The following is a 22047-nucleotide window of genomic DNA, read 5'->3' on the forward strand; positions in this document are numbered from 1 at the left end:
CCTCCGATGGTCCCACCCCCGCCCCCCTCGCACGAGGCCGAGCTTCCCGCCGGAAGGCCGCACGACCTGCTGGGCAAGCAGATCGCGGGCTACCGGGTGGAGAGCGAGATCGGCCGTGGCGGTATGGCCGTCGTCTACCGGGCCAAGGATCTGCGGCTGGACCGCACGGTCGCCCTGAAGCTGCTCGCACCTGAGCTGGCCCGCAACGACACCTTCCGGCAGCGCTTCACGCACGAGTCACGCGTGGCCGCCGCGATCGACCATCCGCATATCGTGCCGGTCTTCGAGGCGGGCGAGACGGACGGGCTGCTCTACATCGCGATGCGCTTCGTCGCGGGACAGGATCTGCGCGTCCTGATCGACCGCCGGGGCCCACTGCCGCTCACCACGGCGATCCGCATCGCCGCGCAGGTGGCATCCGCACTCGACGCCGCCCACGACCACGACCTGGTCCACCGCGACGTCAAACCGGGCAACATCCTCGTCGCCGCGGGAACGGACAGCGACCACCCGGAGCATGTGTACCTCACGGACTTCGGGCTGACGAAGAAGTCCCTTTCGCTGACCGGGTTCACGACGGTGGGCCAGTTCGTCGGCACGCTCGACTATGTGGCCCCTGAACAGATTTCGGGGCGCCCGGTGGACGGCCGGTGCGACGTCTACAGCCTCGCCTGCGTCGTCCACGAAACGCTGACCGGCGCCCCGCCCTTCCGGCGGGACGACGACATGGCCCTGCTCTGGGCGCACCAGTACGACCCTCCGCCGCCGCTGAGCGAGGAGCGTCCCGGCCTTCCGGCCGCGGTCGACGGCGTACTGGCGAAGGCCCTCGCCAAGAGCCCGGAGGACCGCTACGACTCCTGTCTGCGGTTCGTCGCCGCCCTGCGGGCCGCGGCCGCGGGGGTCGGCCCGGACACCCATCCCCCGACCCGCGTCGAAGGCGGCCCCACTCCCTGGCAGGGCGCCGTGGAACCTCCGCCTCCGCCGCCCCGCTGGGCCCTGCCGGTCTTTTCCTAACGCTGTGAGCGCATGACCCGTGAGGCGAGCAGGCCCCCGAGGAGGCCGGTGACCGCGCCCCAGAGGACGGCGATGCCGAGCGCCGCCCAGAGGCGCGGGCGCAGCAGCACCTCGCCGCCGAGCCCGCCGCCCACGTCGCCGAGGCCCAGGAGCGAGAGGCCCAGATGGGCGGAGACCCTGGCGACCAGGCAGATGAAGAGCACCGTCAGGGGGAGCGCCACCGCCATGTGTGCGGCGTGCTGCCGGGCGCGCGTCCGGGCCGGTGAGCGCACCGCCATGAGGAAGGCCGCCGCGAGGACCGCGACCGCGGCGACCACGACCAGCCACCACGCGCGGCCGTCCTGTTCGGCGAGCGTACGGACATCGAGCGTCGAGATGTCCGGCGTACGGAGCACCGAGTCGAGCACCTGGGGCATCGGCAGTCCGAACGGGCCGTCGACCTTGCCCTCCCACGACGCTCCGAGCCCCAGGGTGAACGCGAGCCACACGAGGTTCGGCAGTCCCAGGAGAATCACCGCGAACGTCTCGGCGGAGTGTCCCCGCGTCACCACGACGACGAGTCCGACGACCACGCCCAGCGCCACGTACCCGAGCAGCAGCACCACCATGGCGTGGGCAGCGGGCCGCACCGGTTCCTGGAACCGCAGCAGCCGGGCGGGGAGCGGGGCGCCGCGCGCCACCAGCAGGGCGAGCACGAGGACACCCGCGAGCCACAGCAGTCCGAAGACGAGGGTGAGCGGGATGTCGGCACGGAAGCCGACCCGGGGTGTGGCGTCGAGTACGTCCTCGATGAGCCCGCCGGTGGGGTCCTCGACCGGAAGGGCGAAGGTCTGCCTGGCCAGGAGCGAGAGCACGAGGAGTGCCAGGAGCCACAGCGCCGCGACCCGGGCGGCCCAGCCCGCCAGCTCGCCGGTACCGGCGACGGCCCGGTGGCGCAGCGGCCGGAGGAATCCCGCGGCGACGGCGAGGGCGCCGACGAGGGTCACCGAGAGCGGCAGCACCGAGAGGTCCGCGTGCGTCTCGGCGAGTGCCCCGGCGTCGCCGGACACCGCCACGGAGCCGCCCGCCGCCATCACGACGACCGCCGCGACCACGCGCGGGAAAGCGCCCCCGGGGAGCTGGCCGGCGCCTGCGGCCCAGAGGCCGAGGGCGCCCACGACGATCATGGCGATCATCCCCGCGAGCACCGCCACGAGTGCGTCGGCCCAGCCGTGCCGGGTGCGGGACGCGCCGTTTCTGCCTGTGCTTCGGGGGCTGCTCACGCTGCCACGCTAAGCAGCGCCCGAGCGCCCCGCCCTCTGGCGTGGGCCGACCGCGTCCGCTTGCGGGCCACCGGGGTACAAGGCACACAATGAGGGCTGTACGCACATAATTGGGACTGGTTCCCGGCTGTGGGAAGAAGAGCCCGTGAGTGAGCAACCGCCGTCGTCCGGCCGCCCGACAGGACCTCCTTCCGGCCCGTTGTCGGGCCCTTCCCCGTCAGGGCCGACGCCACCGCCCGACACGCCGACCGGCCCCCCACCGGGCCCGCCCAGCGGCGGCGAACTGGGCGCCCCCGGCTCCACGGGCGGCCAGGGCGGCGCGGGCGATTCAGGGGGTGGCGGCGGAGGCTCCGGCGGTGCGGGAGGCGGCGGCTCCGGCGGCTCCAGCGGCGACGGGCAGCAGGCGTCCGGCGGCCGTTCCGGGCCCGGCCGCGCCTGGTGGCGGTCCGCTCCGCGCGTCGCCGTCATCGCCCTGGCCCTGGTCGCGGCCGTGGTGGTCACCGTCGTCCTGACCCGCCCGGACGGCGGTACGAAGGCGGGCGGCGAAGTGTTCCTCCAGGCGGCGGGTTCCTCGGGTCAGGACCCGTTCACGGAGTCCACCGCCAAGCAGGCCGAGGCCTCCCCGACACCGACCGCGGTGCCGAGTTCCACCGCCACGACCAACGCCACCCGCGTGGTGGAGGGGTCGGCCCCCGGGCTGTACGGCGGAACCCGCAAGACCGCCAGTTGCGACGTGGAGAAGCAGATCACCGCGCTCTCCGACGCACCGGACAGGAACCGGGCGTTCGCCTCGGTGCCGGACATCGAACCCTCCAGGGTTCCGGGCTATCTGCGCTCGCTCACCCCGGTCCGGCTGCGGGTGGACACCCGGGTCACCAATCACGGCTACAAGGACGGCTCCGCCACCGCCTACCAGGCGGTGCTGCAGGCCGGAACGGCCGTACTCGTCGACGACCGCGGCGTGCCGCGGGTGCGGTGCGCCTGTGGCAATCCGCTGCTTCCGCCGGTCGCCCAGCAGAGCGCCCCGCAGCTGAAGGGCGCGGCGTGGCCCGGCTACCGGTCGTCGGACGTCGTCGTGGTGACGCCCTCCACCACGGTGGTGAACGTGTTCGTCGTCTTCGATCCCAAGTCCGGGGACTGGTTCACCCGCGAGCCGGGCGACACCGGCAAGGGCGACAAGAAGACCGACCCGCCGTCCCCCACGTCGCCGTCCCCGTCCGACTCCGATGCACGTTCCGATGAGCCGTCGGACACGACGTCATCGGATGCGCCGTCCTCCGACGACCCGCCGCCCGCTCCCTCCACGGAGCCGCCGACGACGGAGCCGCCCCCGTCCGAGCCTCCGCCGTCCTCCGAGGCGCCGCCGGACTCGTCCGCACCGCAGTCCGCGCCGCCGCCGGGCGACTCGCCCGCCTCACCGGTCGTGTGAGGGGCGAGCCGGTCTCCCGCTACGGCGTGGTGACGACCGGCCGCGGCGGGGTCGCCATGCCGCTGCCGATGGCGAAGCTCGGGTGCGGTGGCTGGTTGTACGCGGTGTTCTGCCAGGCCAGGGCCGTGCGGTACATGGTGTCGTGGAGCAGTGTGGTGATCCTGGTGCCGGTCTCGTACGGCGTGGAGTAGATCCGCAGCGCGGTGTTGCCGGTGGTCGCCCAGACGACTTCCTCGCGCCAGTCCCCGAAGAGGTCGCCGGAGAGTGCCGGTGTGGCCTTGGTGCCATTCGCGGAGTGCACCGAGGCCCCCGTCAGCAGCCGGGTGTCCGCCGAGGTGCCGTACTTGTCGATGTGCGTGCCGTCGAGGAGTTCCCGGGTGGTGTCGCCGTCCCACCAGGACAGGAAGTTGGTGCTGGACGGCTTGCGGCTTGTCACGACGGAGCCCTGCGGGCCACGCACTCCGGACACCGCCGACGACCAGGACTCGGCGCCCGGGCTGCCCGCCCAGATGTCGCCGGAGACGCCCCGGCCGTTGTCCCCGCTCGCCGGGGTGGACCAGAGGATCTGCCCGTTCCTGGCGTCCGCCATCCACGAGGACGGCTTCGAGCTGTCCTCGTCGACCTTGAACTCCTCAAGACCGGGCCGGGAGGGATCGAGGTCGCCGACGTGCATCGCGTCACCGTGGCCGTTCCTCGTGGTCCACAGCCCGTTGCCGTTGTCGTCCACGGCCATGGCGCCGTACACGATCTCGTCCTTGCCGTCGGCGTCGACATCGGCGACCGACAGCTGGTGGTTGCCCTGGCCGTCGTACCCCTTGCCTGCGTTGGTCGAGCTGTTCGTGTCGAAGGTCCAGCGCCGGGTGAAAGCTCCGCCCCGCCAGTCCCAGGCGGCGACGACGCTGCGCGTGTAGTAGCCGCGCGCCATGATCAGGGACGGGCTGGCGCCGTCCAGATAGGCCGTGCCCGCCAGGAAGCGGTCCACGCGATTGCCGTACGAGTCCCCCCAGGACGACACGGCGCCACGGGCCGGGACGTAGTCGACGGTGCCCATCGCGGCGCCCGTCCGGCCGTTGAACATGGTCAGGTACTCGGGTCCGGTGAGGATGTAGCCGGCCGCGTCGCGGTGGTCGGCGCTCGCGCTGCCGATCACCTTGCCCGTTCCGTCGACGGTGCCGTCGGCGGTCTTCATGGCGACCTCGGCCTGCCCGTCGCCGTCGTAGTCGTACACCTGGAACTGCGTGTAGTGCGCCCCGGAACGGATGTTGCGCCCGAGGTCGATACGGAAGAGCCGGGTGCCGTCCAGGCGTATCCCGTCGATGAACGTGTTGCCGGTGTAGCCGGACTGGGAGTTGTCCTTGGCGTTGGTCGGCTGCCACTTCAGTACGAAGTCGAGGGCGCCGTCGCCGTCGAGGTCGCCGACCGAGGCGTCGTTGGCCTCGTAGGTGTAGGCCACGCCGTCGGGTGTGGTGCCGCCCGCGGGGGGCGTGATCGGGACGTCCTTGTAGCCCGCCCGGAACTGGATGGCGTGTGCGGAGTCGCTCTGCTCGGCGCCGTCGACGACGGCCCGTACGGTGTAGTCGGCCGTGGCGGGGGCGCCGGTGTGGAAGTAGTTCGTCGAGCCCGTGACGGGGGACGCGTTGACCTTGGTGCCGGCCCGGTAGACGTTGAAGGACACGGTGTCCGGGTCGGTGCCGAGCCACCGCCAGCTGACGAGGTTGCCGCTGTCGGTGTGCACGCTGACGACGCCTCGGTCCAGCGCCTCGGCCTGCCGGGCGGTGGCGGCCTGCGAGGTCTGTCCCGCGGCGACCAGCCCGGCGGCGGCGAGCAGCCCTGCCGTGAGCGAGCCGAGCAGAGCGCGGGTACGGCTGGCGCGGCGCCGGTGGAGCGGTCGGTGAGGCATGGGTTCCACGGTGGGGGCCTTCCGAACGGGGACGGTTTCCTCCCGTCAGTGGCCACCGGGCACCGAAAGGTTGCCGCCCCGGGCCTCCTTGTGCGCGGCCCGCGCCCCCGTCACCGCTGTTCCGGCCGTTCGCGCCGCGAGATGCAGGGAGTGCAGGGCCAGCATCAGGAACCCGATGTCGTCGAGGTAGACGGGGTCCGGCAGCAGGTCGACCGGAGACACCGTGTAGATCACAGCGGCCCAGACCAGCGCCTTGTTACGGAGCGGGATTCCCGCGTCGAGCAGCAGCTTCCTTGCCCGGAGCACCCGTACGAGGAGGACGGCGGCGATGCCCATGGTGAGCAGCACGAGGGCGGCCGCGAGGATGAGCCAGGCTTTGGTGTCCATGCCCCATCCTGTACCCGTTCACCGCCCGGACCACCGGCCGGGGCGTCTCCCGGCCGTGTCGGCACGGTGAGCGGCGCGGCCCGTCAGCCCGGGGCGCGGCGCAGCGCGAGGAGCGCCTGGTCGTCCTGGGGCCGGCCGCCGGTGTGGCGTCGCACGTCCCGGATCAGCATGTCGAGGACCTGCGCCGGTGTGGCCTCCTCACCGGACCTGGCGTGGTGGCGGAGCAGGAGGGGCATGCGTGCGGCGGCGTCGTAGAAGACGCCTCGGGTGTCCCTGGATTCGGTGATGCCGTCCGTGAAGCACAGCAGGGTCGCGCCGGGCGGGAACGGGAACGTGTCGACCGGTGCGGGCCAGTGGCCCAGCGCGCCGACCGCCAGCGGGGGCGCTTCCCGGGTCGGTTCCAGGGGGGTTGCCGTGCCCTGGGCGTCGAGGAGCAGGGGCGGCGGGTGGCCGCGGTTGACGATGCGTACGGCACTGAGGTCGGTGGCGAACTCCGCGATCAGCGCGGTGGTGAAACCCTCTTCCTGTTCGAGGCCGCCCCGTCGGGCGCCCTCGCGCAGCAGGGCCTCTTCCAGCGAACGCACCAGTTCCTCAAGGTCTTCGGCCTGGTCCGCGGCGTAGCGGAACGCGCCGAGGTCGACGCAGACCGCGCTGACGGCGCCCAGGCCTTTGCCGCGCACGTCACCGACGAAGACCCGGGTGCCGTACGGGGTCTCCTGGACGACATAGAGGTCGCCGCCGATCATGGCCTCGTCCTCGGCGGGGACATACCGGGCGGCGATGTGCAGGTCTCCCAGCTTTCCAGGCGGTCTGGGCAGCACGGCGCCCTGGGCGATGGCCGCGACGCGCAGGGCGCGCTTCGTCCTGTCGGCCTGCCGTTCGATCGTGCGGTGGATGAACACGGCGAGCAGCGTTACGGCCACAAGGGTGAGCTGGTTGGCCAGACCGCGGTGCCAGCCGAAGGTGCCGTCCACCCGTGCCAGGCCCGCGTGGACGGCCATCGAGGCGAGGCCGGTGAGGATGATGCCGCGCAGCGGGAGGAGCGGCGCGGCGGCGACGGGTGCCGCCATGATGAGCGGCGCGGACGTCACCTCGCTCGGGGTCACCAGGTCGAGCACGACGGCCAGCACGATCACGCCGGCGGGAATCCACTGGGCCTTGCTCCGCTGCACCACTCCCCCACGCTGGCCGTAACCCGCGTACGCCGCATCCCGACGGGCCGCCGGACCGCCGGACCGCCGGACCGCCGGACCGGTCAGGCGACCGGGAACGGCGTGCCGGGGCGGGGGGCGGCGGCGCAGGTGGCGTCGATGCGGATGCGGTGGTTCATCACCGTGGCCGGATCGTCGACGATGTCGACGCGGACCCCGGGGGTCTCCAGGATCGCCTGGTCCCCGATCTCCGGGGCGGACACCCGCAGCAGATGCAGGGGCGGGACGCCGGTCAGCGGGTGCGGTGGATGGTCGAGCGGTACCACCTGCACGGTGACGTGCGGCCGGTGCGCGGCCTCGGCCAGCGCCTCCCGTTGCTCCTCCATCACCCGCCGGTCACCGACCCGGGTGTGGAGTGCGGCCGCCGGGATCAGGGCCCACAGGGCGGCACCGCGGTAGGCCAGCCGGCGCTGCCGCTCCCGCAGCAGCTCGACGCGGCGCTCGCGGCGGGCGGCGTCACCGTCGGGGTGCAGCGCGCGGTCCAGTGCCTCGGCGTAGGCGGGGGTACGCAGCAGTTCGGGTACGAGCGCGGGGTGCCAGGTCCGTACGAGGCCGGCCGAGGACTCCATGCCGATGACCTCCTGCTGCCAGGGTTCCATCGCGTCGCGCCACTGGTGCCACCAGCCGGGCAGGCTCGCGGCGCCGAGGCCCGCGATGATCGGCTCGGCGTCGGCCGCCGGGACCCCGTAACAGTCCAGGAGAAGGCGGACCTGGCGGGCGTCCAGGCCGGTCTCGGCCCGTTCGATGCGCCGTACGGTCGCCGGGTGGGCGTCCAGAGCCTGTGCCGCGGCGCTCAGGGTCACGCCCGCCCGTTCCCGCAGCAGCCGGAGCCGGACCGCGAGGACGCGATGTTCCACGGTGGGACCGGACCGGGGGCGCATGTTCGTACCTTCCTCCATGGCCCCGATGCGGAGCGCGGCACATTCTGTCGCTTGCAAAGTATGCCCTTTGCGCCGAGAGTACATACATGTCGGAAATAGACACGTGCACGCCGCGAGCTCCCGAGGACGCGGGTGGCAGGCGTGCACGCAGCTGGTGGATACCCCGCGTCCCCCATGGTGTGCCGGAGTCCCGGCGACGGGTGCAGGAGGCGATGCGGGACTGGGGTGAACCCAGCGACCGGATCGAGGCCGCGGCCCTGGTCGTGACCGAGCTGGTCGCCAACGCCGTTCAGCACACCAACAGCCGCCGTATCCGGTGCCGGCTCATGCGCTCGCACAGCGGGGTCCGTATCTGCGTGTGGAACCACGGCAGGGTCCGCATCCCGTCCCCGACCCCACCGGGGGATGATCTGGCGACGGACACGCCCGGCGGGGCCCCCGATCCGGAGACGCTGTCCGAGGGCGGCAGGGGTCTGCTGCTCGTGGACGCGCTGGCCGCCCGCTGGGGCACGAGCGCCGGCCTCGCGAGCCGTCTGGTCTGGGCCGATATCTGACGGAGCCGGGCTTTCCCTCCGCCCCGGGGCTCCACGTCATCCACCGCGGCGCCTCAGGCGGGCGCGGTCCGGCACTCCGGGTGTCCCCAGCCGTTCGGATTCTTGGCGATCATGTCCTTCGCCGCGTAGGACTTCCCGCAGTGGCACCGTCCGGCGAACTTCGCCCGGATCGTGCCGGTACGCGCGCCGCCCTTGGCGCCCTTCGCCGCCCCGCTGTCGGCGCGGGCCTTCGACGACCGGGCGGGAGCGGGCACCGGCAGATCGGCGGTGCCGTGGACCGTCCCCGCGGCCCTCTGCGTCACGGCGGCCTCGCTGGCCGCCTGGTCGGCGAGCGCGTTGAGCGGGTCGCCGTCCACCTGGTGGGCGGGAACGTAGCGGAAGGTCACGCTCCGGCCGCTCAGCAGGGCGTCGATGCGGGTCACCAGCTCCTGGTTGGCGACGGGCTTGCCGCCCGAGGTCTTCCAGCCGTTGCGCTTCCATCCCGGCAGCCACTTCGTCACCGCGTTCATCGCGTACTGCGAATCCATGCGCACCTCGGCCGGAACGGCCGGATCGGTGGACTCCAGCAGCTCCGCCAGGGCGGTGAGCTCGGCGATGTTGTTGGTGGCGGTCCCGAGCGGCCCGGCCTCCCAGCGCTCCGGCCGCCCCTGCGCGTCGGCCACGACCCATGCCCAGCCGGCCGGCCCCGGATTCCCCTTCGACGCCCCGTCACACGCGGCGATGATGCTCTCGTCCATGCCCTTGATCATGCCAGCCCCGCGGAGGCATCCCGCCCCCGGACAATCCCTTCGCGCCCTGGTCGGCGCCGGAGGTCCGGAGCGGCGGATCAACCAGGTCCAGGACGTGGCCGGGGGTGAGCGGATCTCGCCCATGACCGGCCGGGGGCCGGGCGGACCGGAGCGCCCCGGCGGGTGGGTTCACCGGCCGGGGCGCTCGTGGTGGGGCAGGGTGGTGCGGGGGACGGGTCAGAGCTGACCGGAGGCGGAGACGGCGATCTCGGCCTTGGTCTGGCCGCTGCGCGAGCCGTAGGACTCGATCGTGCGGACCAGCTCCATGCTGGCGTCGTCGGCGACCTCGCCGAAGACGACGTGCTTGCCGTCGAGCCACGGCGTCACCACGGTGGTGATGAAGAACTGCGAGCCGTTGCTGTTCGGGCCGGCGTTGGCCATCGACAGCAGGCCCGGCTTGGTGTGCTTGAGCGTGAAGTTCTCGTCGGCGAACTTCTCACCGTAGATGCTCTTGCCGCCGGTGCCGTTCTGGCGGGTGAAGTCGCCGCCCTGGAGCATGAAGTCCGGGATGACACGGTGGAACGGCGAGCCGGCGTAGCCGTATCCCTGTTCGCCCGTGGACAGCGCACGGAAGTTCTCAACCGTCTTGGGAGCGACGTCGTCGAAGAGGTTGAAAACGATCCGGCCGGCGGGCTTGCCGTCGATGGTGATGTCGAAGTAGGTCTTGATTGTCATGAAGCCATCCTGACATTCCCCGGCACCTCCGGATGCACGGCACCCCCCTCCACCGGCCGCTCATGCCTCGAACAGAGGTGGTCAGGGCCTCGTTGCCCCCGCTGCGGTCGGCGCGTCGCGGACGTTCTCATGGGCCGGCCCACCGAGACGGTTGACCTCAAGCTTGCTTTAGGTCCTAGCGTTCTCTACGCACACCCCGGGGCCGCACCGGCCGTCGGGCATCCCGCGTCGTCCGACACCTTCCGGAGAAACCCTCATGAGCATGGAAATGACCGCGTGGTCGTCGCTGCACAGCGCGATGACCGCACAGAAGGACCGCCGGCCCTTCTCCCGGGCGACGCTGCGCCGCATCGTCGCCTTCGCCCGCCCGCACCGGCGTCGGATCTACCGCTTCCTGGCGCTCAGCGTGGTCACCGCCCTCCTGGCGGTCGCCACACCCGTACTGGCAGGGAGCGTCGTCGACGCGATCATCCAGGGCCGGGACACCGGCGTGGTCACCCGGATCGCGGCCCTCATCGCCGTCATCGCCGTAGCCGAGGCGGCCCTCGGCCTGCTCACCCGGTGGCTGTCGGCCGGGCTCGGCGAGGGCCTGATCCTCGATCTGCGTACGGCGGTCTTCGACCACGTCCAGCGGATGCCGATCGCCTTCTTCACCCGGACCCGGACCGGCGCGCTCGTCAGCCGGCTCAACAACGACGTGATCGGCGCGCAGCGGGCCTTCAGCAACACGCTGTCCGGCGTCGTCTCCAATCTCGTCACCCTGCTCCTGACCCTCGCCGTCATGCTCAGCATCTCCTGGCAGATCACGCTGCTCGCGCTGGTCCTGCTGCCGGTGTTCGTCGTCCCGGCCCGCAGGATGGGCTCCAGGATGGCCGGGTTGCAGCGCGAGGCCGCCCACCACAACGCCGCCATGGGCACGCAGATGACCGAGCGCTTCTCCGCACCCGGCGCGACGCTCGTGAAACTCTTCGGCCGCCCCTCCGAGGAGTCGGCGGAGTTCGCCGCCCGCGCCGGCCGGGTGCGTGACATCGGTGTCCGTACGGCCATGGCCCAGTCCACCTTCATCACCGCTCTGACCCTGGTGTCCGCCCTGGCGCTCGCCCTGGTCTACGGGCTCGGCGGCTACTACACGCTGCGCGGATCTCTCGACCCCGGCGCGATCGTCGCCCTCGCCCTGCTGCTCACCCGCCTCTACGCGCCGCTGACCGCACTGGCGGGCGCCCGTGTCGAGGTGATGAGCGCGCTGGTCAGCTTCGAGCGGGTGTTCGAGATCCTGGACCTGAAGCCGCTGATCGCCGAGAAGCCCGACGCCCGACGGGTGCCGGACGGTCCGGTCTCCGTGGAGTTCGACGGGGTCTCCTTCGGCTATCCGTCCGCCGACAAGGTCTCCCTCGCCTCGCTCGAAGACGTCGCGACGCTCGACGCGCGCGGCGGTACGCAGGTCCTGCACGACGTCTCCTTCCGCGCCGAACCCGGCCGGATGGTCGCCCTGGTCGGCTCCTCGGGAGCGGGCAAGTCCACGATCGCGCAGCTGCTGCCCCGGCTGTACGACGCCGACGCCGGTTCGGTCCGGCTGAACGGCGTCGACGTACGCGACCTCACCGGCGACTCGATCCGCGAAACGCTCGGCATGGTCACCCAGGACGGACACCTCTTCCACGAATCCGTCCGTGCCAACCTGCTGCTCGCCCGGCCGGAGGCCACCGAGGACGACATCTGGGACGCCCTGCGCCGCTCCCGTCTCGACGGTCTGATCGCCTCGCTGCCCGACGGCCTCGACACGGTCGTCGGCGAACGCGGCTACCGGCTCTCCGGCGGGGAACGGCAGCGGCTGACCATCGCCCGGCTGCTCCTGGCCCGCCAGCGGGTGGTGATCCTCGACGAGGCGACCGCCCATCTCGACTCGACCTCCGAAGCGGCCGTGCAGGAGGCTCTGGCCGAGGCGCTGGAGGGCAGGACCGCCGTGGTGATCGCCCACCGGCTCTCGACGGTACGCGCCGCCGATCTGATCCTGGTCGTCGAGGAGGGCCGGATCGTGGAACGCGGAACCCACACCGAACTGCTGGCCGCCGGAGGCAGATACGAGCAGCTGTACCGCACCCAGTTCGAGCGCCCCGAGACCGAGGAGGCGCAGCCCGTCAGCTGACCCGCGCCGGGTCCCGCCCTCGCCGCCACGCCTTCGCTGTGCGGACGGGGCAGGACTCGGCGAAGCTGGTTGCAGACCCTGGGACCGTCCACGGAGGTGCTGATGGAGCCGGTGAGCGCGCTGCGCCGGATCGCGTTCCTGCTGGAGCGGTCACAGGCGGAGACGTACCGGGTGAAGGCTTTCCGCAGGGCGGCCGACGCGATCGCGCAGATCCCGGCGGACGACCTGGCGGAGCTGGTGGCCCATGGGCCGCTGGAGTCGGTGAACGGGATCGGGCCGAAGACGGCCCAGGTGATCCGGGAGGCCCAGGGCGGATCGGTTCCGCGCTACCTCGACCGGCTGGAGACGGAGTCCGCCGCCCCGCTCACGGAGGGGGGCGAAGAGCTCCGCGCCCTTCTGCGGGGCGACTGCCACATGCACTCGGACTGGTCGGACGGGGGAAGTCCGATCGAGGAGATGGGCCGTGCCGCGCGGGAGCTGGGGCACGAGTGGGCGGTCCTGACCGACCACTCCCCGCGGCTGACCGTGGCCAACGGACTGTCGCCCGAGCGGCTGCGCCGGCAACTGGCCGAGGTGGCCGAACTCAACGAGCGGTGGGCCCCGTTCCGGCTGCTCACCGGAATCGAGTGCGACATCCTGGCAGACGGCTCGCTCGACCAGGAGCCGGAGCTGCTGGAGCAGTTGGACGTGGTGGTCGCGTCCGCGCACTCGAAACTGCGGATGGACGCCCGCGCGATGACGCGGCGCCTGATCGCGGCGGTCCGCAACCCGCATACGGACATCCTCGGGCACTGCACCGGGCGCCTGCTCTCCGGCCGTAAGCGGCCGGAGTCCGAGTTCGACGCGGATCAGGTCTTCGCCGCCTGCGCGGAGGCCGGGACGGCCGTGGAGATCAACAGCCGCCCGGAACGGCTCGACCCGCCCCGGCGCCTGCTGAGACAGGCCGTCGAGGCGGGTGTGCTGTTCTCGATCGACACCGACGCGCACGCCCCGGGCCAGCTCGAATGGCAGATCTTCGGCTGCGCGCGTGCGGAGGAGTGCGGGGTGCCCGCGGAGCGGGTCGTCACGGCGTGGAGCGCCGACCAGGTGCTGGCCTGGACCGGCCGATCATGAAAGCCGCCCCTGCTCACCGATGTGACGTGCCGTCAACGACGGTTACTCGATGACGAGTTCGACGTCGATGTTGCCGCGCGTGGCCTTGGAGTAGGGGCAGTAGGCGTGCGTGGCCTCGACCAGCTTGCGGCCCGTCTCGCCCTCCAGGGCCTCCGGCAGCTCGACCCGCATGACGACCGCGAGACCGAAGCCCGTGTCGTCCTTCCCGATCGAGACCTCGGCGGTCACACTGACGTCCTTGGTGTCGACCTTCATCTCCCGGCCGACCGATGCCATCGCGCTGGCGAAGCACGCGGCGTACCCGGCGGCGAACAGCTGCTCGGGGTTGGTGCCCTTGCCGTTGCCGCCGAGCGCCGGCGGCAGCGCCAGGGCGAGGTCGATCTGACCGTCCGAGCTCACGGCCCGGCCCTCTCGTCCGTTGGCGGTGGCGGCAGCGGTGTAGAGCGCGTTCATGGAATGACCTTCTCTCCTGTCGCGGTGACCGGCCCGGTCACCCCTCGCAACAAAGACTTGCACACAATTCAATTGTGCACAACCGAATCGAGCACAACGAGATACTCTGGTTCCATGACGCCTTCGCCGACCACCGCCTCCGGACCGCCCGCCCCGCTCGGCGCCCCCGGGCTGCCGGAAGCGGAACTGCTGCGCCTGGACCACCAGGTCTGCTTCTCCCTGCACGCCGCCTCCCGGGCGTTCGGCGGGGTGTACCGGGACGCGCTGAAGGACCTGGGCCTGACCTATCCCCAGTACCTGGCCATGCTGGTGCTGTGGGAGCACGGACCGCAGCAGGTGAAGGCGATCGGTGAGCGGCTCCGCCTCGACTCCGGGACGCTGTCCCCGCTGCTGAAGAGGCTTGAGTCGGCCGGCCTGGTCGTCCGCGGGCGAGACCCCCGGGACGAACGCTCCGTCATCGTCGGCCTCACGGAGACCGGCGCGGAACTGCGCGAACGGGCCCTGGCGGTGCCACGGAGAATCCTCGACGCCACCGGACTTCCGGTGGCGGAGATCATCGCCCTGCAAGACGTACTCGGGCGGCTCACCTCAGCCCTGGACAAGCCGCGACAGGGCTGAGGCGCCGGCTGTTCGTGCAGCCCGGTGCCGGGATTCAGCCCATCTTCTTGAGCAGCTCGGCCGCGAGTGGGGCGGAGGAGGCCGGGTTCTGACCGGTGACCAGATTGCGGTCGACGATCACGTACGGGGCCCACGCCTCACCCTCCTGGAAGTCCGCGCCGAACTCGACCAGACGGTCCTGGAGCAGCCACTTCGCCTTGTCCGCCAGGCCGCCCTGGGTCTCTTCGGCGTTGGTGAAGCCGGTCAGCCGGTAGCCGGCGAACGGGTTGGTGCCGTCCTCCTTGCGCGCCGCGAGCAGTGCGGCCGGGGCGTGGCAGACGACTCCGAGGGGCTTGCCGGACTCCAGCGCCCGGGTCAGCAGACCCCCGGAGACCGCGTCGACGGCGAGGTCCTCCATGGGACCGTGGCCGCCGGGGTAGAAGACCGCGGCATAGTCATCCAGCTTCACGTCACCCAGCGCGATCGGGTGCTGGAGCTCGGTGAAGGACTCCAGTGCACGGGCGACGCGGTCGGCGCCCTCCTGGCCGCCGTTGTACTCGGGGGCCAGGCTGCCCCGGTCCACGGTGGGCACGACGCCGCCCGGGGTGGCGACGACGATCTCGTGACCAGCGGCCTTGAACGCCTCGTACGGAGCCACGGCCTCCTCGGCCCAGAAACCCGTCGGGTGCTTGGTGCCGTCCGCCAGGGTCCAGTGGTCCGCGCCCGTCACAACGAACAGAATCTTCGACATATCGCTCTTCTCCGGGGAGTGGGCCCGGCCGGGCCCGAGGATGGTTCCGGTCCACACGCCCTGATGTCCCGCGGCCGTCGGCGCTTCCGACGCGCAGACGAATACGGCTGTCAGTGCGGCGCTACGTAGACGGTAGGCCGATAGCCCATACGTATCAAACAGGACATACGCCGTCCGCGACCGGAAGGCCGAACGCGCCGTACAACCCTTGTACCCCCGGCGCGGTCAAACAGGACGCCGGGAAGGAACGGGCCCTTTCCGGCCAACCCCCGCACTCGCCCGGCCATCCTTCTCAGAGGAGCCGCTCGTGCGTACTCGTCGTTCGGCCGCCATTGCCGCGGCCTCATTCCTCCTGCTGACGGGAGCGGGCATCGCCGCCCCCTCCGCCTACGCCGGAACCTCCGGCGCCACCCATGCAAGCGACCGCAACAGCGATTTCAACGACGACGGTTACGAGGACGTGCTCATCGGCGCGCCGGCCGGGACCGTCAACGGAAAGAAGGGCGCGGGGTACGTCACCGTGCAGTACGGCTCGTCTTCCGGAATCGGCACCGGCCGGTCCGCGGTGTTCAGCCAGTCCACCACAGGCGTGGCCGGCGCGGCCGAGGCCGGTGACGGCTTCGGCAAGGCCGTGGCAACCGGCGACCTCAACGGCGACGGGTACGACGACGCGATCGTCGGCACCCCGGGCGAGGACATCGCAACAGCGGCGGACGCGGGTGGCGTCACCGTGCTGTGGGGCGGGTCGTCGGGACTGTACGGGGCGAACAGCGCCTGGCTGGAGACCGAGGAGCCCGCGGCCGGCGAGAGGTTCGGCGGCGGTCTGGCCGCCGGCCACTTCAGCCCCGACAGCCCTGAGGACCAACTAGCCGTCCTCGACCGCGACTTCGTACATCTGTACAGGTACGACACCTCCCCGCGGCTGCGGTCCGCACCCCTGGAGCGCACCTCTCGCAGCCGCCTCTCCACGGTCGCGGAGGAGCGCGACATCCTGCCCAGGTCCCTGACCACGGGCGACTACGACAACAACGGCCTGGCCGATCTGGTCGTCGCGGGGGTCACGGCGGGGGCGGAACCCGGCCACGGCTGGTCGTCCTTCTTCTCGGGACAGCCCGAGGGGCTCGTGTACGAGCGCGATATGCGCGGCGGCCCGGTCGTGGCGTCCGGTGACATCAACCGCGACGGCTACGACGACCTCGTGACCGGTGAGCCGAAGAGCCCCGACGACGGGGGCGAGACGATGACCGGCGGTCTGGTCGGCGTCTACTACGGCAGCCCCGACGGACCGCTCGGCACCGACGGCGCCGACAGCCCCCCGCAGTGGTGGACCCAGGGGACGGCCGGGGTCCCCGGAGCGCCCGAGCGCGGTGACGGCTGGGGCACCGACCTCTCCGTCGCGGACACCGACGGCGACGGATACGCGGACGTGGCGATCGGCGCGGCCGGCGAGGACATCGGCACGGTCACGGACGCGGGCGCGGTGTGGGTGCTGCGCGGCGCGGCCCGGGGGCTGACGGCCACCGGCGCCGCGTCGTGGGACCAGAACTCCACGCATGTGCCGGGTTCCGCGGAGACGGGCGACCGCTGGGGCGGCCAGGTCAAGCTGACCGACCCGAACCGGGACGGCCGCTTCGGCCTGCTGGCCTCGGCACCGGGTGAGAACACCGGCGACGGTGTCGTGTGGGTGCTCTCGGCCGGTTCCGGCGGGGTCACGGCCACCGGCTCGTGGACGTACGGCGGCGGCTCGCTCGGAGCTCCGGCGACGGACGCGGCGTACGGGGCCTCGATCGACAAGTAACCGGGCGCTGGCGCACCGCGGCAGGGCTGCACGGCTGCCGCGGTGCGCCGTTCGCATGCCCCCCGCATGAACGGCCCGGACCGCACGAACGGCCCGGACCGCCCACGCCACGCACGTTACTGAACATGATTGTCATAATGCTAGGGTCGCCGCATCGGCTTCACCCACTCTTCGCATCCCGATGGGGACACCCTTGCGCCTGCCCGAAAACTCCCGCATATCCCGTCGGGGCCTCCTGTCCGTGGTCGGTCTGAGTACGGCCTCGGCGCTGCTCACCGGCTGCTTCGCGGCAGCCGGCCCCTCCGCCGGCGGCGACGGCGCCCGGTTGCGCGTCGCGATGATGCAGCCGCCGCGCTCGGGCCTTTCACCGCTGACCGACGACGCGTTCAAGCTGTCGCGCTGGTCCACCGCCGAGACCCTGACCCGCCTGGACACCGAGGGCAACGCCCGGCCCGCCCTCGCCACCGCGTGGCAACAGAACGGCCGGGACTGGACGTTCACCCTCCGCGAGGGCGTGACGTTCCACGACGGCTCGGACTTCACCGCACGGTCCGCCGTGAAGTCCCTCACCGTCGCCGCCACCGCGTCACCCAAGCCACGCATCCTCGACGGCGTGTCACTCACCGTCCGCGCCACCGGCCCCCGCACGGTCACGGTCACCACCGCCACGGCCGACCCACTGGTCCCCCAGCGACTCAGCTCTCCGCAGCTGTCGATCCTCGCCGCCAAGGCATACCGCGGCAGGACCGTCAGCCCGGTGGGCGCGGGCACGGGTCCCTTCGAGCTGGTCGAGGTGGAGGGCACCAGCACGGCGACGCTCGACCGTTACGACCGCTACTGGGGCGGCCGGGCGAAGGCGGCCGGCATCGACGTGAGGTTCGTGCCCGACGGCACCGCACGGGCCGCCGCGCTGCGCAGCGGAGAGGCCGACATCGTCGAGGCGGTGCCCGTCTCGCAGGCACGGCTCCTGGACGCGGAGCTGATCCGGGAGGTGCCGATGCCGCGCACCAACACCCTGTATCTGAACACCGGGACCGGGCCGTTCAAGGACGCGCGCGTACGGGCGGCCGCGCGCGCGGCCGTCGACGCCGAGCAGATCGTGAAGAGTGTGTACGAAGGCAGGGCCGACGTCGCCGAAGGACTCCTCGGGCCGGCGCTCCCCTGGGCCGCGAAGCTGCGCGGGACTCCCGTACGGACCGCGGCGCGCGATCCGCGGGGCGCCGAGATCACGATCGGTACGTTCACCGACCGGGCCGAGCTGCCCGAGGTCGCCCAGATCCTGCAACAGCAGCTCCAGGCAGCGGGTTTCCGGGTGAGGCTCGAAGTCCGTGAGTACGCCCACATCGAAGCGGACGCCCTCGCGGGGAAGTTCGACGCGTTCATTCTGTCGCGGGCCACGATTCTGGACTCCGGCGACCCGGCCGCGTACCTGTACAGCGATTTCGCGGGCGAAGGCTCCTTCAACATCGCGCGGCTCTCCGATCCCGACGTCGACAGGGCGCTGGCCACCGCCTCGCAGACCCGGACCGGCGATGCCCGGCGCAAGGCGGTCATGGCCGCCGAGGCAGCCGTGCTCGCCACGGACGCCGCCGTGCCGATGCTGCACGAGCGGGTCATCCAGGGCGACGCGGCGGGCGTCACGGGCGCCGCCCACGACCCGCGCGAGCGCGAACTCGTCACGATCCACACGCACGTCAAGTGAGAACGGCCCTCACACGGGCGGCCGGGCTGGCCGCCGTACTCGCCCTCGTCGGACTGCTGCCCTGGCTGTCCGGCAAGGACCCGGCGCTCAGCCTGCTGCGGGCCCGGTCGGCGGAGCAGGAGCCGACCGCCGAGGCCCTGGACGCCATCCGCGACGACCTCGGGCTCGACGCCGGGCCGCTCGGGCTGCTGGGGCACTGGGCGGCCGCGCTGATCCGCGGCGATCTCGGTGTGTCGTGGGTGTCCGGCGCGGAGGTCCTGCCGTCGGTCACGGCCGGTCTCCAGGTCTCGCTGGCGCTGATGGGCGCGTCCCTGGCCGTCGCTCTCCTGGTGGGATCCGCCCTGGCCCTGCCGGTTCTGGTACGCGGACGGGGCACCGCCGGGGCGTTCGGCGCGATGCTCGCCGCCGTCCCGGAGTATCTGGTCGCCCTGCTGCTTCTCGTCGTCGCCGGGGTGTGGCTGGGCTGGTTCCCCACCTCCGGCTGGGACGGGCCCGCGCACATGGTCCTCCCGGCGCTCGCACTCGGAATCCCGGCCGGCGCGCTGCTCGGCCGGCTGGTCGCCGACGCGCTGCCCAACGCGCTCGACGAACGCTGGGTGGAGCTGTGGCGCGGCGCCGGCGTCGGCCGGCGGACCATCACCGCGGGCGCTCTGCGCCGTGTTCTGCCGCCCCTGGTACCGCAGTTCGGCATGGCAGCGGTCGGTCTGACCGGCGGCGCGGTGGCCGTCGAGACGGTCTTCGCGGTGCCGGGACTCGGCCGCACCGCCCTCGGCGCGGCCAGGTCACAGGATCTGCCGCTGCTCCAGGGAGCGGTCCTGGCCCTGCTGGCACTCGGGTTGCTGGTGGGCGTGGTGTCGGCCTTCGTACGCGCGCGACTGCTCGGTCCCGCGCTCCGCGACGCCGCGCTCACCCTCCCCGCCGCCCGCCCGGTACGGGTCTCCCCCGCCGTACCCGTCGCGCTGGGCGCGCTGCTGGCCGGAGTGACCGGCTGGGGTCTGCTGCGTGATCCGTATGTCATCGACACCACCGCCCGGCTGACCGCGCCGTCCTGGTCGCATCCCCTGGGAACCGACGCCCTCGGCCGCGACGTACTGGCGAGGCTGGGGCACGGCGCCGGCTCGACGGTCGGCACGGCAGCCGCCGTCTGCCTCCTCGGCCTGGTCATCGGGCTCGCCCTCGGTTTCCTGCCGGACGTCGCGACCGGTCTTGCCGATATCGCCAACGCGCTCCCGCCGGTGATCGTCGGCATTCTGGTGGCGGCGTCGACCGGCCCCGGTGCGGGCGGCGCGGCGCTCGCCGTCGCCCTGATCTCCTGGCCTCCGCTCGCCGCGCACGCCGCGGCGCTCACCCAGGAGGTGCGTGCTTCGGCGTTCCTGTCGGCGCAGAAGGCGATCGGGGCGAGCCCGGCCCGGATCATGGTCCGCCACGTGCTGCCCTCGGTGGCCGGGCCGGTCGCCCGGCACGCGGTCCTGCGTCTGCCCGGGATCGCCCTGGCCCTGGCCTCGCTCGGCTTCCTCGGTCTCGCAGCCCAGCCGCCGTCCCCCGACTGGGGTCTCCTGCTCGACGAGTCCGCCGACTACATCGAGCGGGCGCCGGTCGCGGCGCTCGCCCCGGCGGTCACACTGGCGCTCCTCGCCGCGCTCGCCGTCTCCCTGTCGGCGTACACGCAGCGCGGCAGGACGAGCCGCGCACCCACTCGGAAGAAGGCGGATCCCGTTGCGGTCTGATCCTGTGCTGTCGGTCCGCGGTCTGAGCGTGGACTTCGGCGGCGTACCGGCCCTGAGCGGGCTGTCGTTCGATGTCGGGCCCGGTGAAGTCCTCGCCCTGGTGGGCGAGTCGGGGGCCGGTAAGTCGGTGACCGCGCACGCTCTGCTCGGCATGACTCCGCGCGGGGCAGCGGTGTCCGGGAGCGTGCTGCTGCACGGTGCGCCGGTCACCGCCGCCGACCGGGGCCGGCACATCGCGCTCGTCCCGCAGGACGCGCTGTCCGCGCTCTCGCCGGTCCATCCGGTCGATGAGCAACTGGCGCTGGCCGTACGGTCCGTGCAGGGACTGTCCCGGAGGGAGGCGCGTCTGCGGGCGCGTGCCGCCCTGGAGGAGGTCGGCATCCCGGCCGCCGCGTCCTCGGCCCACCCCCATGAGTTCTCGGGCGGCATGCGCCAGCGCGCCGTGATCGCGATGGCCATGGTCAACCGTCCGGATCTGGTCGTCGCCGACGAACCGACCACGGCCCTCGATCCGGAGACCCAGGACAGGGTCCTCACGGTCCTGGGCGAGCGGTGCGCGGCGACCGGAGCGTCGCTCGTGCTCGTCACCCATGATCTCGGCGCCGTCGGCACACACGCCGATCGCATGGCCGTCATGTACGCGGGACGGCTGGCCGAGTACGGCCCGGTGGACCGGATTCTGGGCCGGCCGCTCGCCCCGTACACCGAAGGTCTCCTCGCCTGCCTGCCCACTGCCCGGACCGCCCGGAAATCCCGGCTGCCCGCCATCCCTGGGCTGCCGCCGGCACCCGGCGCCGTTCCGGCGGGCTGTGCCTTCGCGCCCCGCTGCCGGTTCGCCACCGCCCGCTGCCGCGCGGAACGCCCCGCGCCCCGTGCCGTCGACGGGCGCGAGGTGGCCTGTCATCTCGACCACCTGGAGTCCGTATGAGCCCGCTGCTCGACGTCCGCGACCTGGTCGTGCGGTACGGGGCGACCACCGCGGTCGACGGAGTCTCGTTCCATGTGGACGCGGGCGAGACGGTGGGGCTGATCGGTCCGTCCGGCTGCGGCAAGTCGTCCACCGCCGCCGCGGTCCCGCACCTGCGCCGGCCGCACAGCGGTGAGATCCGGTTCCTCGGAACGGAGTTGACCTCGCTGAGCGAGCGGGAGCTGCGCGCGGTCCGGCCCCGTATCCAGCCGGTGTTCCAGGACCCGTACGGCTCGCTCAGTCCGCGTCGGCGCATACGTGACCAGGTCGCCGAACCCCTGCGTGCCCAGGGCCGCTGGTCGGCCGCCACCGGTCCCGGCCGGGTCGCCGAACTCCTCGCCCTGGTCGGTCTGGACGACGCGCACGGCGGGCGGCTGCCCCACGAGCTGTCCGGCGGGCAGTGCCAGCGCGCGGGAATCGCCCGCGCGCTGGCGAGCGATCCCGAGCTCCTGATCCTGGACGAGCCGGTGTCCGCCCTCGATCCCTCGATGCGTGCCGGCATTCTCAACCTCCTGCTCGAACTGCAGGAGACACGCGGGCTCGGATACCTCTTCATCTGCCACGACATGGCGGCGGTGCGGCACTTCAGCGACCGGATTCTGACGATGCGCGAGGGCAGGCTCACCGTGTCATGACCTCCATGGGCCCGGAGGCGTAGGCCCACGGACCACTGGCTCCGCCCCAGGTATGGC

20 protein-coding genes are annotated in these 22047 nt (G+C 72.4%); 11 read left to right on the plus strand and 9 right to left on the minus strand.

What is annotated here, in order from left to right; genetic code table 11:
• Positions 1 to 6 precede the first annotated feature (6 nt).
• Complete coding sequence (locus AC07FA_RS30870; protein ID WP_479079615.1) at positions 7 to 1014, plus strand: serine/threonine-protein kinase; 1008 nt, start codon at positions 7 to 9, stop codon at positions 1012 to 1014.
• Here the strand turns inward: AC07FA_RS30870 and AC07FA_RS30875 are convergent.
• Positions 1011 to 2189 (minus strand): streptophobe family protein, encoded by a 1179-nt coding sequence (locus AC07FA_RS30875; protein ID WP_479079674.1) that lies wholly within the window; start codon positions 2187 to 2189, stop codon positions 1011 to 1013. The genes AC07FA_RS30870 and AC07FA_RS30875 overlap by 4 nt on opposite strands.
• Before the next feature lie 232 nt (positions 2190 to 2421).
• Here AC07FA_RS30875 and AC07FA_RS30880 point away from each other — a divergent pair, with 232 nt between their 5' ends.
• A complete protein-coding gene (locus AC07FA_RS30880) occupies positions 2422 to 3705 on the plus strand; it encodes a DUF6777 domain-containing protein (RefSeq protein WP_479079616.1) in 1284 nt (427 codons plus the stop codon).
• A 19-nt stretch (positions 3706 to 3724) separates the two neighbouring features.
• Here the strand turns inward: AC07FA_RS30880 and AC07FA_RS30885 are convergent, their stop codons facing one another.
• The 4 genes from AC07FA_RS30885 to AC07FA_RS30900 form a co-directional block, all read right to left on the minus strand.
• Positions 3725 to 5605 (minus strand): rhamnogalacturonan lyase, encoded by a 1881-nt coding sequence (locus AC07FA_RS30885; RefSeq protein ID WP_479079617.1) that lies wholly within the window; start codon positions 5603 to 5605, stop codon positions 3725 to 3727.
• A gap of 45 nt (positions 5606 to 5650) precedes the next feature.
• Positions 5651 to 5992, minus strand: a complete 342-nt coding sequence (locus tag AC07FA_RS30890) for a YkvA family protein (RefSeq protein WP_479079618.1) — start codon at positions 5990 to 5992, stop codon at positions 5651 to 5653.
• Between the two features lie 83 nt (positions 5993 to 6075).
• Entirely contained in the window at positions 6076 to 7167 is a 1092-nt protein-coding gene (locus AC07FA_RS30895) for a PP2C family protein-serine/threonine phosphatase (protein ID WP_479079619.1), read from the minus strand.
• An 80-nt stretch (positions 7168 to 7247) separates the two neighbouring features.
• Positions 7248 to 8084 (minus strand): helix-turn-helix domain-containing protein, encoded by an 837-nt coding sequence (locus AC07FA_RS30900; protein WP_479079620.1) that lies wholly within the window; start codon positions 8082 to 8084, stop codon positions 7248 to 7250.
• 179 nt (positions 8085 to 8263) lie between these two features.
• Between AC07FA_RS30900 and AC07FA_RS30905 the strand changes: the two genes are divergently transcribed.
• Positions 8264 to 8638 carry an ATP-binding protein gene (locus AC07FA_RS30905; RefSeq protein WP_479079675.1) on the plus strand — a complete coding sequence of 125 codons (375 nt, stop codon included), beginning with the start codon at positions 8264 to 8266 and terminating at the stop codon, positions 8636 to 8638.
• A 53-nt stretch (positions 8639 to 8691) separates the two neighbouring features.
• Here the strand turns inward: AC07FA_RS30905 and AC07FA_RS30910 are convergent, their stop codons facing one another.
• Together AC07FA_RS30910 and AC07FA_RS30915 are read right to left on the minus strand one after the other, a co-directional pair.
• Positions 8692 to 9375, minus strand: a complete 684-nt coding sequence (locus AC07FA_RS30910) for a ribonuclease H family protein (protein ID WP_479079621.1) — start codon at positions 9373 to 9375, stop codon at positions 8692 to 8694.
• A 228-nt stretch (positions 9376 to 9603) separates the two neighbouring features.
• A complete protein-coding gene (locus AC07FA_RS30915) occupies positions 9604 to 10101 on the minus strand; it encodes a peptidylprolyl isomerase (RefSeq protein ID WP_479079622.1) in 498 nt (165 codons plus the stop codon).
• Positions 10102 to 10357: 256 nt separating this feature from the next.
• On the opposite strand from AC07FA_RS30915, the gene AC07FA_RS30920 reads away from it, so the two are divergent.
• Positions 10358 to 12247, plus strand: coding sequence for an ABC transporter ATP-binding protein (locus AC07FA_RS30920; protein WP_479079623.1), 1890 nt, complete (start codon positions 10358 to 10360; stop codon positions 12245 to 12247).
• 102 nt (positions 12248 to 12349) lie between these two features.
• Positions 12350 to 13360, plus strand: coding sequence for a PHP domain-containing protein (locus AC07FA_RS30925; RefSeq protein WP_479079624.1), 1011 nt, complete (start codon positions 12350 to 12352; stop codon positions 13358 to 13360).
• A gap of 42 nt (positions 13361 to 13402) precedes the next feature.
• On the opposite strand, the gene AC07FA_RS30930 is transcribed toward AC07FA_RS30925, so the two are convergent.
• A complete protein-coding gene (locus AC07FA_RS30930; protein ID WP_479079625.1) occupies positions 13403 to 13813 on the minus strand; it encodes an organic hydroperoxide resistance protein in 411 nt (136 codons plus the stop codon).
• A 114-nt stretch (positions 13814 to 13927) separates the two neighbouring features.
• Between AC07FA_RS30930 and AC07FA_RS30935 the strand changes: the two genes are divergently transcribed.
• A complete protein-coding gene (locus AC07FA_RS30935) occupies positions 13928 to 14431 on the plus strand; it encodes a MarR family winged helix-turn-helix transcriptional regulator (RefSeq protein ID WP_479079626.1) in 504 nt (167 codons plus the stop codon).
• A 34-nt stretch (positions 14432 to 14465) separates the two neighbouring features.
• On the opposite strand, the gene AC07FA_RS30940 is transcribed toward AC07FA_RS30935, so the two are convergent.
• Complete coding sequence (locus AC07FA_RS30940; protein WP_479079627.1) at positions 14466 to 15161, minus strand: type 1 glutamine amidotransferase domain-containing protein; 696 nt, start codon at positions 15159 to 15161, stop codon at positions 14466 to 14468.
• A gap of 307 nt (positions 15162 to 15468) precedes the next feature.
• On the opposite strand from AC07FA_RS30940, the gene AC07FA_RS30945 reads away from it, so the two are divergent.
• The 5 genes from AC07FA_RS30945 (at position 15469) to AC07FA_RS30965 (ending at position 21990) form a co-directional block, all read left to right on the plus strand.
• Positions 15469 to 16959 carry an FG-GAP repeat protein gene (locus AC07FA_RS30945; RefSeq protein WP_479079628.1) on the plus strand — a complete coding sequence of 497 codons (1491 nt, stop codon included), beginning with the start codon at positions 15469 to 15471 and terminating at the stop codon, positions 16957 to 16959.
• Between the two features lie 181 nt (positions 16960 to 17140).
• Entirely contained in the window at positions 17141 to 18661 is a 1521-nt protein-coding gene (locus tag AC07FA_RS30950) for an ABC transporter substrate-binding protein (RefSeq protein WP_479079629.1), read from the plus strand.
• Positions 18658 to 20388: an ABC transporter permease subunit gene (locus AC07FA_RS30955; protein WP_479079630.1), complete on the plus strand. Its 1731-nt coding sequence runs from the start codon at positions 18658 to 18660 to the stop codon at positions 20386 to 20388. The genes AC07FA_RS30950 and AC07FA_RS30955 overlap by 4 nt, the downstream gene beginning before the upstream one ends.
• On the plus strand, positions 20378 to 21316 hold the full coding sequence (locus AC07FA_RS30960; RefSeq protein ID WP_479079631.1) for an ABC transporter ATP-binding protein: 939 nt from the start codon (positions 20378 to 20380) through the stop codon (positions 21314 to 21316). Before AC07FA_RS30955 ends, AC07FA_RS30960 begins: the two co-directional genes overlap by 11 nt.
• Positions 21313 to 21990 (plus strand): ATP-binding cassette domain-containing protein, encoded by a 678-nt coding sequence (locus tag AC07FA_RS30965; RefSeq protein ID WP_479079632.1) that lies wholly within the window; start codon positions 21313 to 21315, stop codon positions 21988 to 21990. The genes AC07FA_RS30960 and AC07FA_RS30965 overlap by 4 nt, the downstream gene beginning before the upstream one ends.
• Positions 21991 to 22047 lie beyond the last annotated feature (57 nt).

This window comes from Streptomyces sp. NPDC045968, from assembly GCF_056430475.1.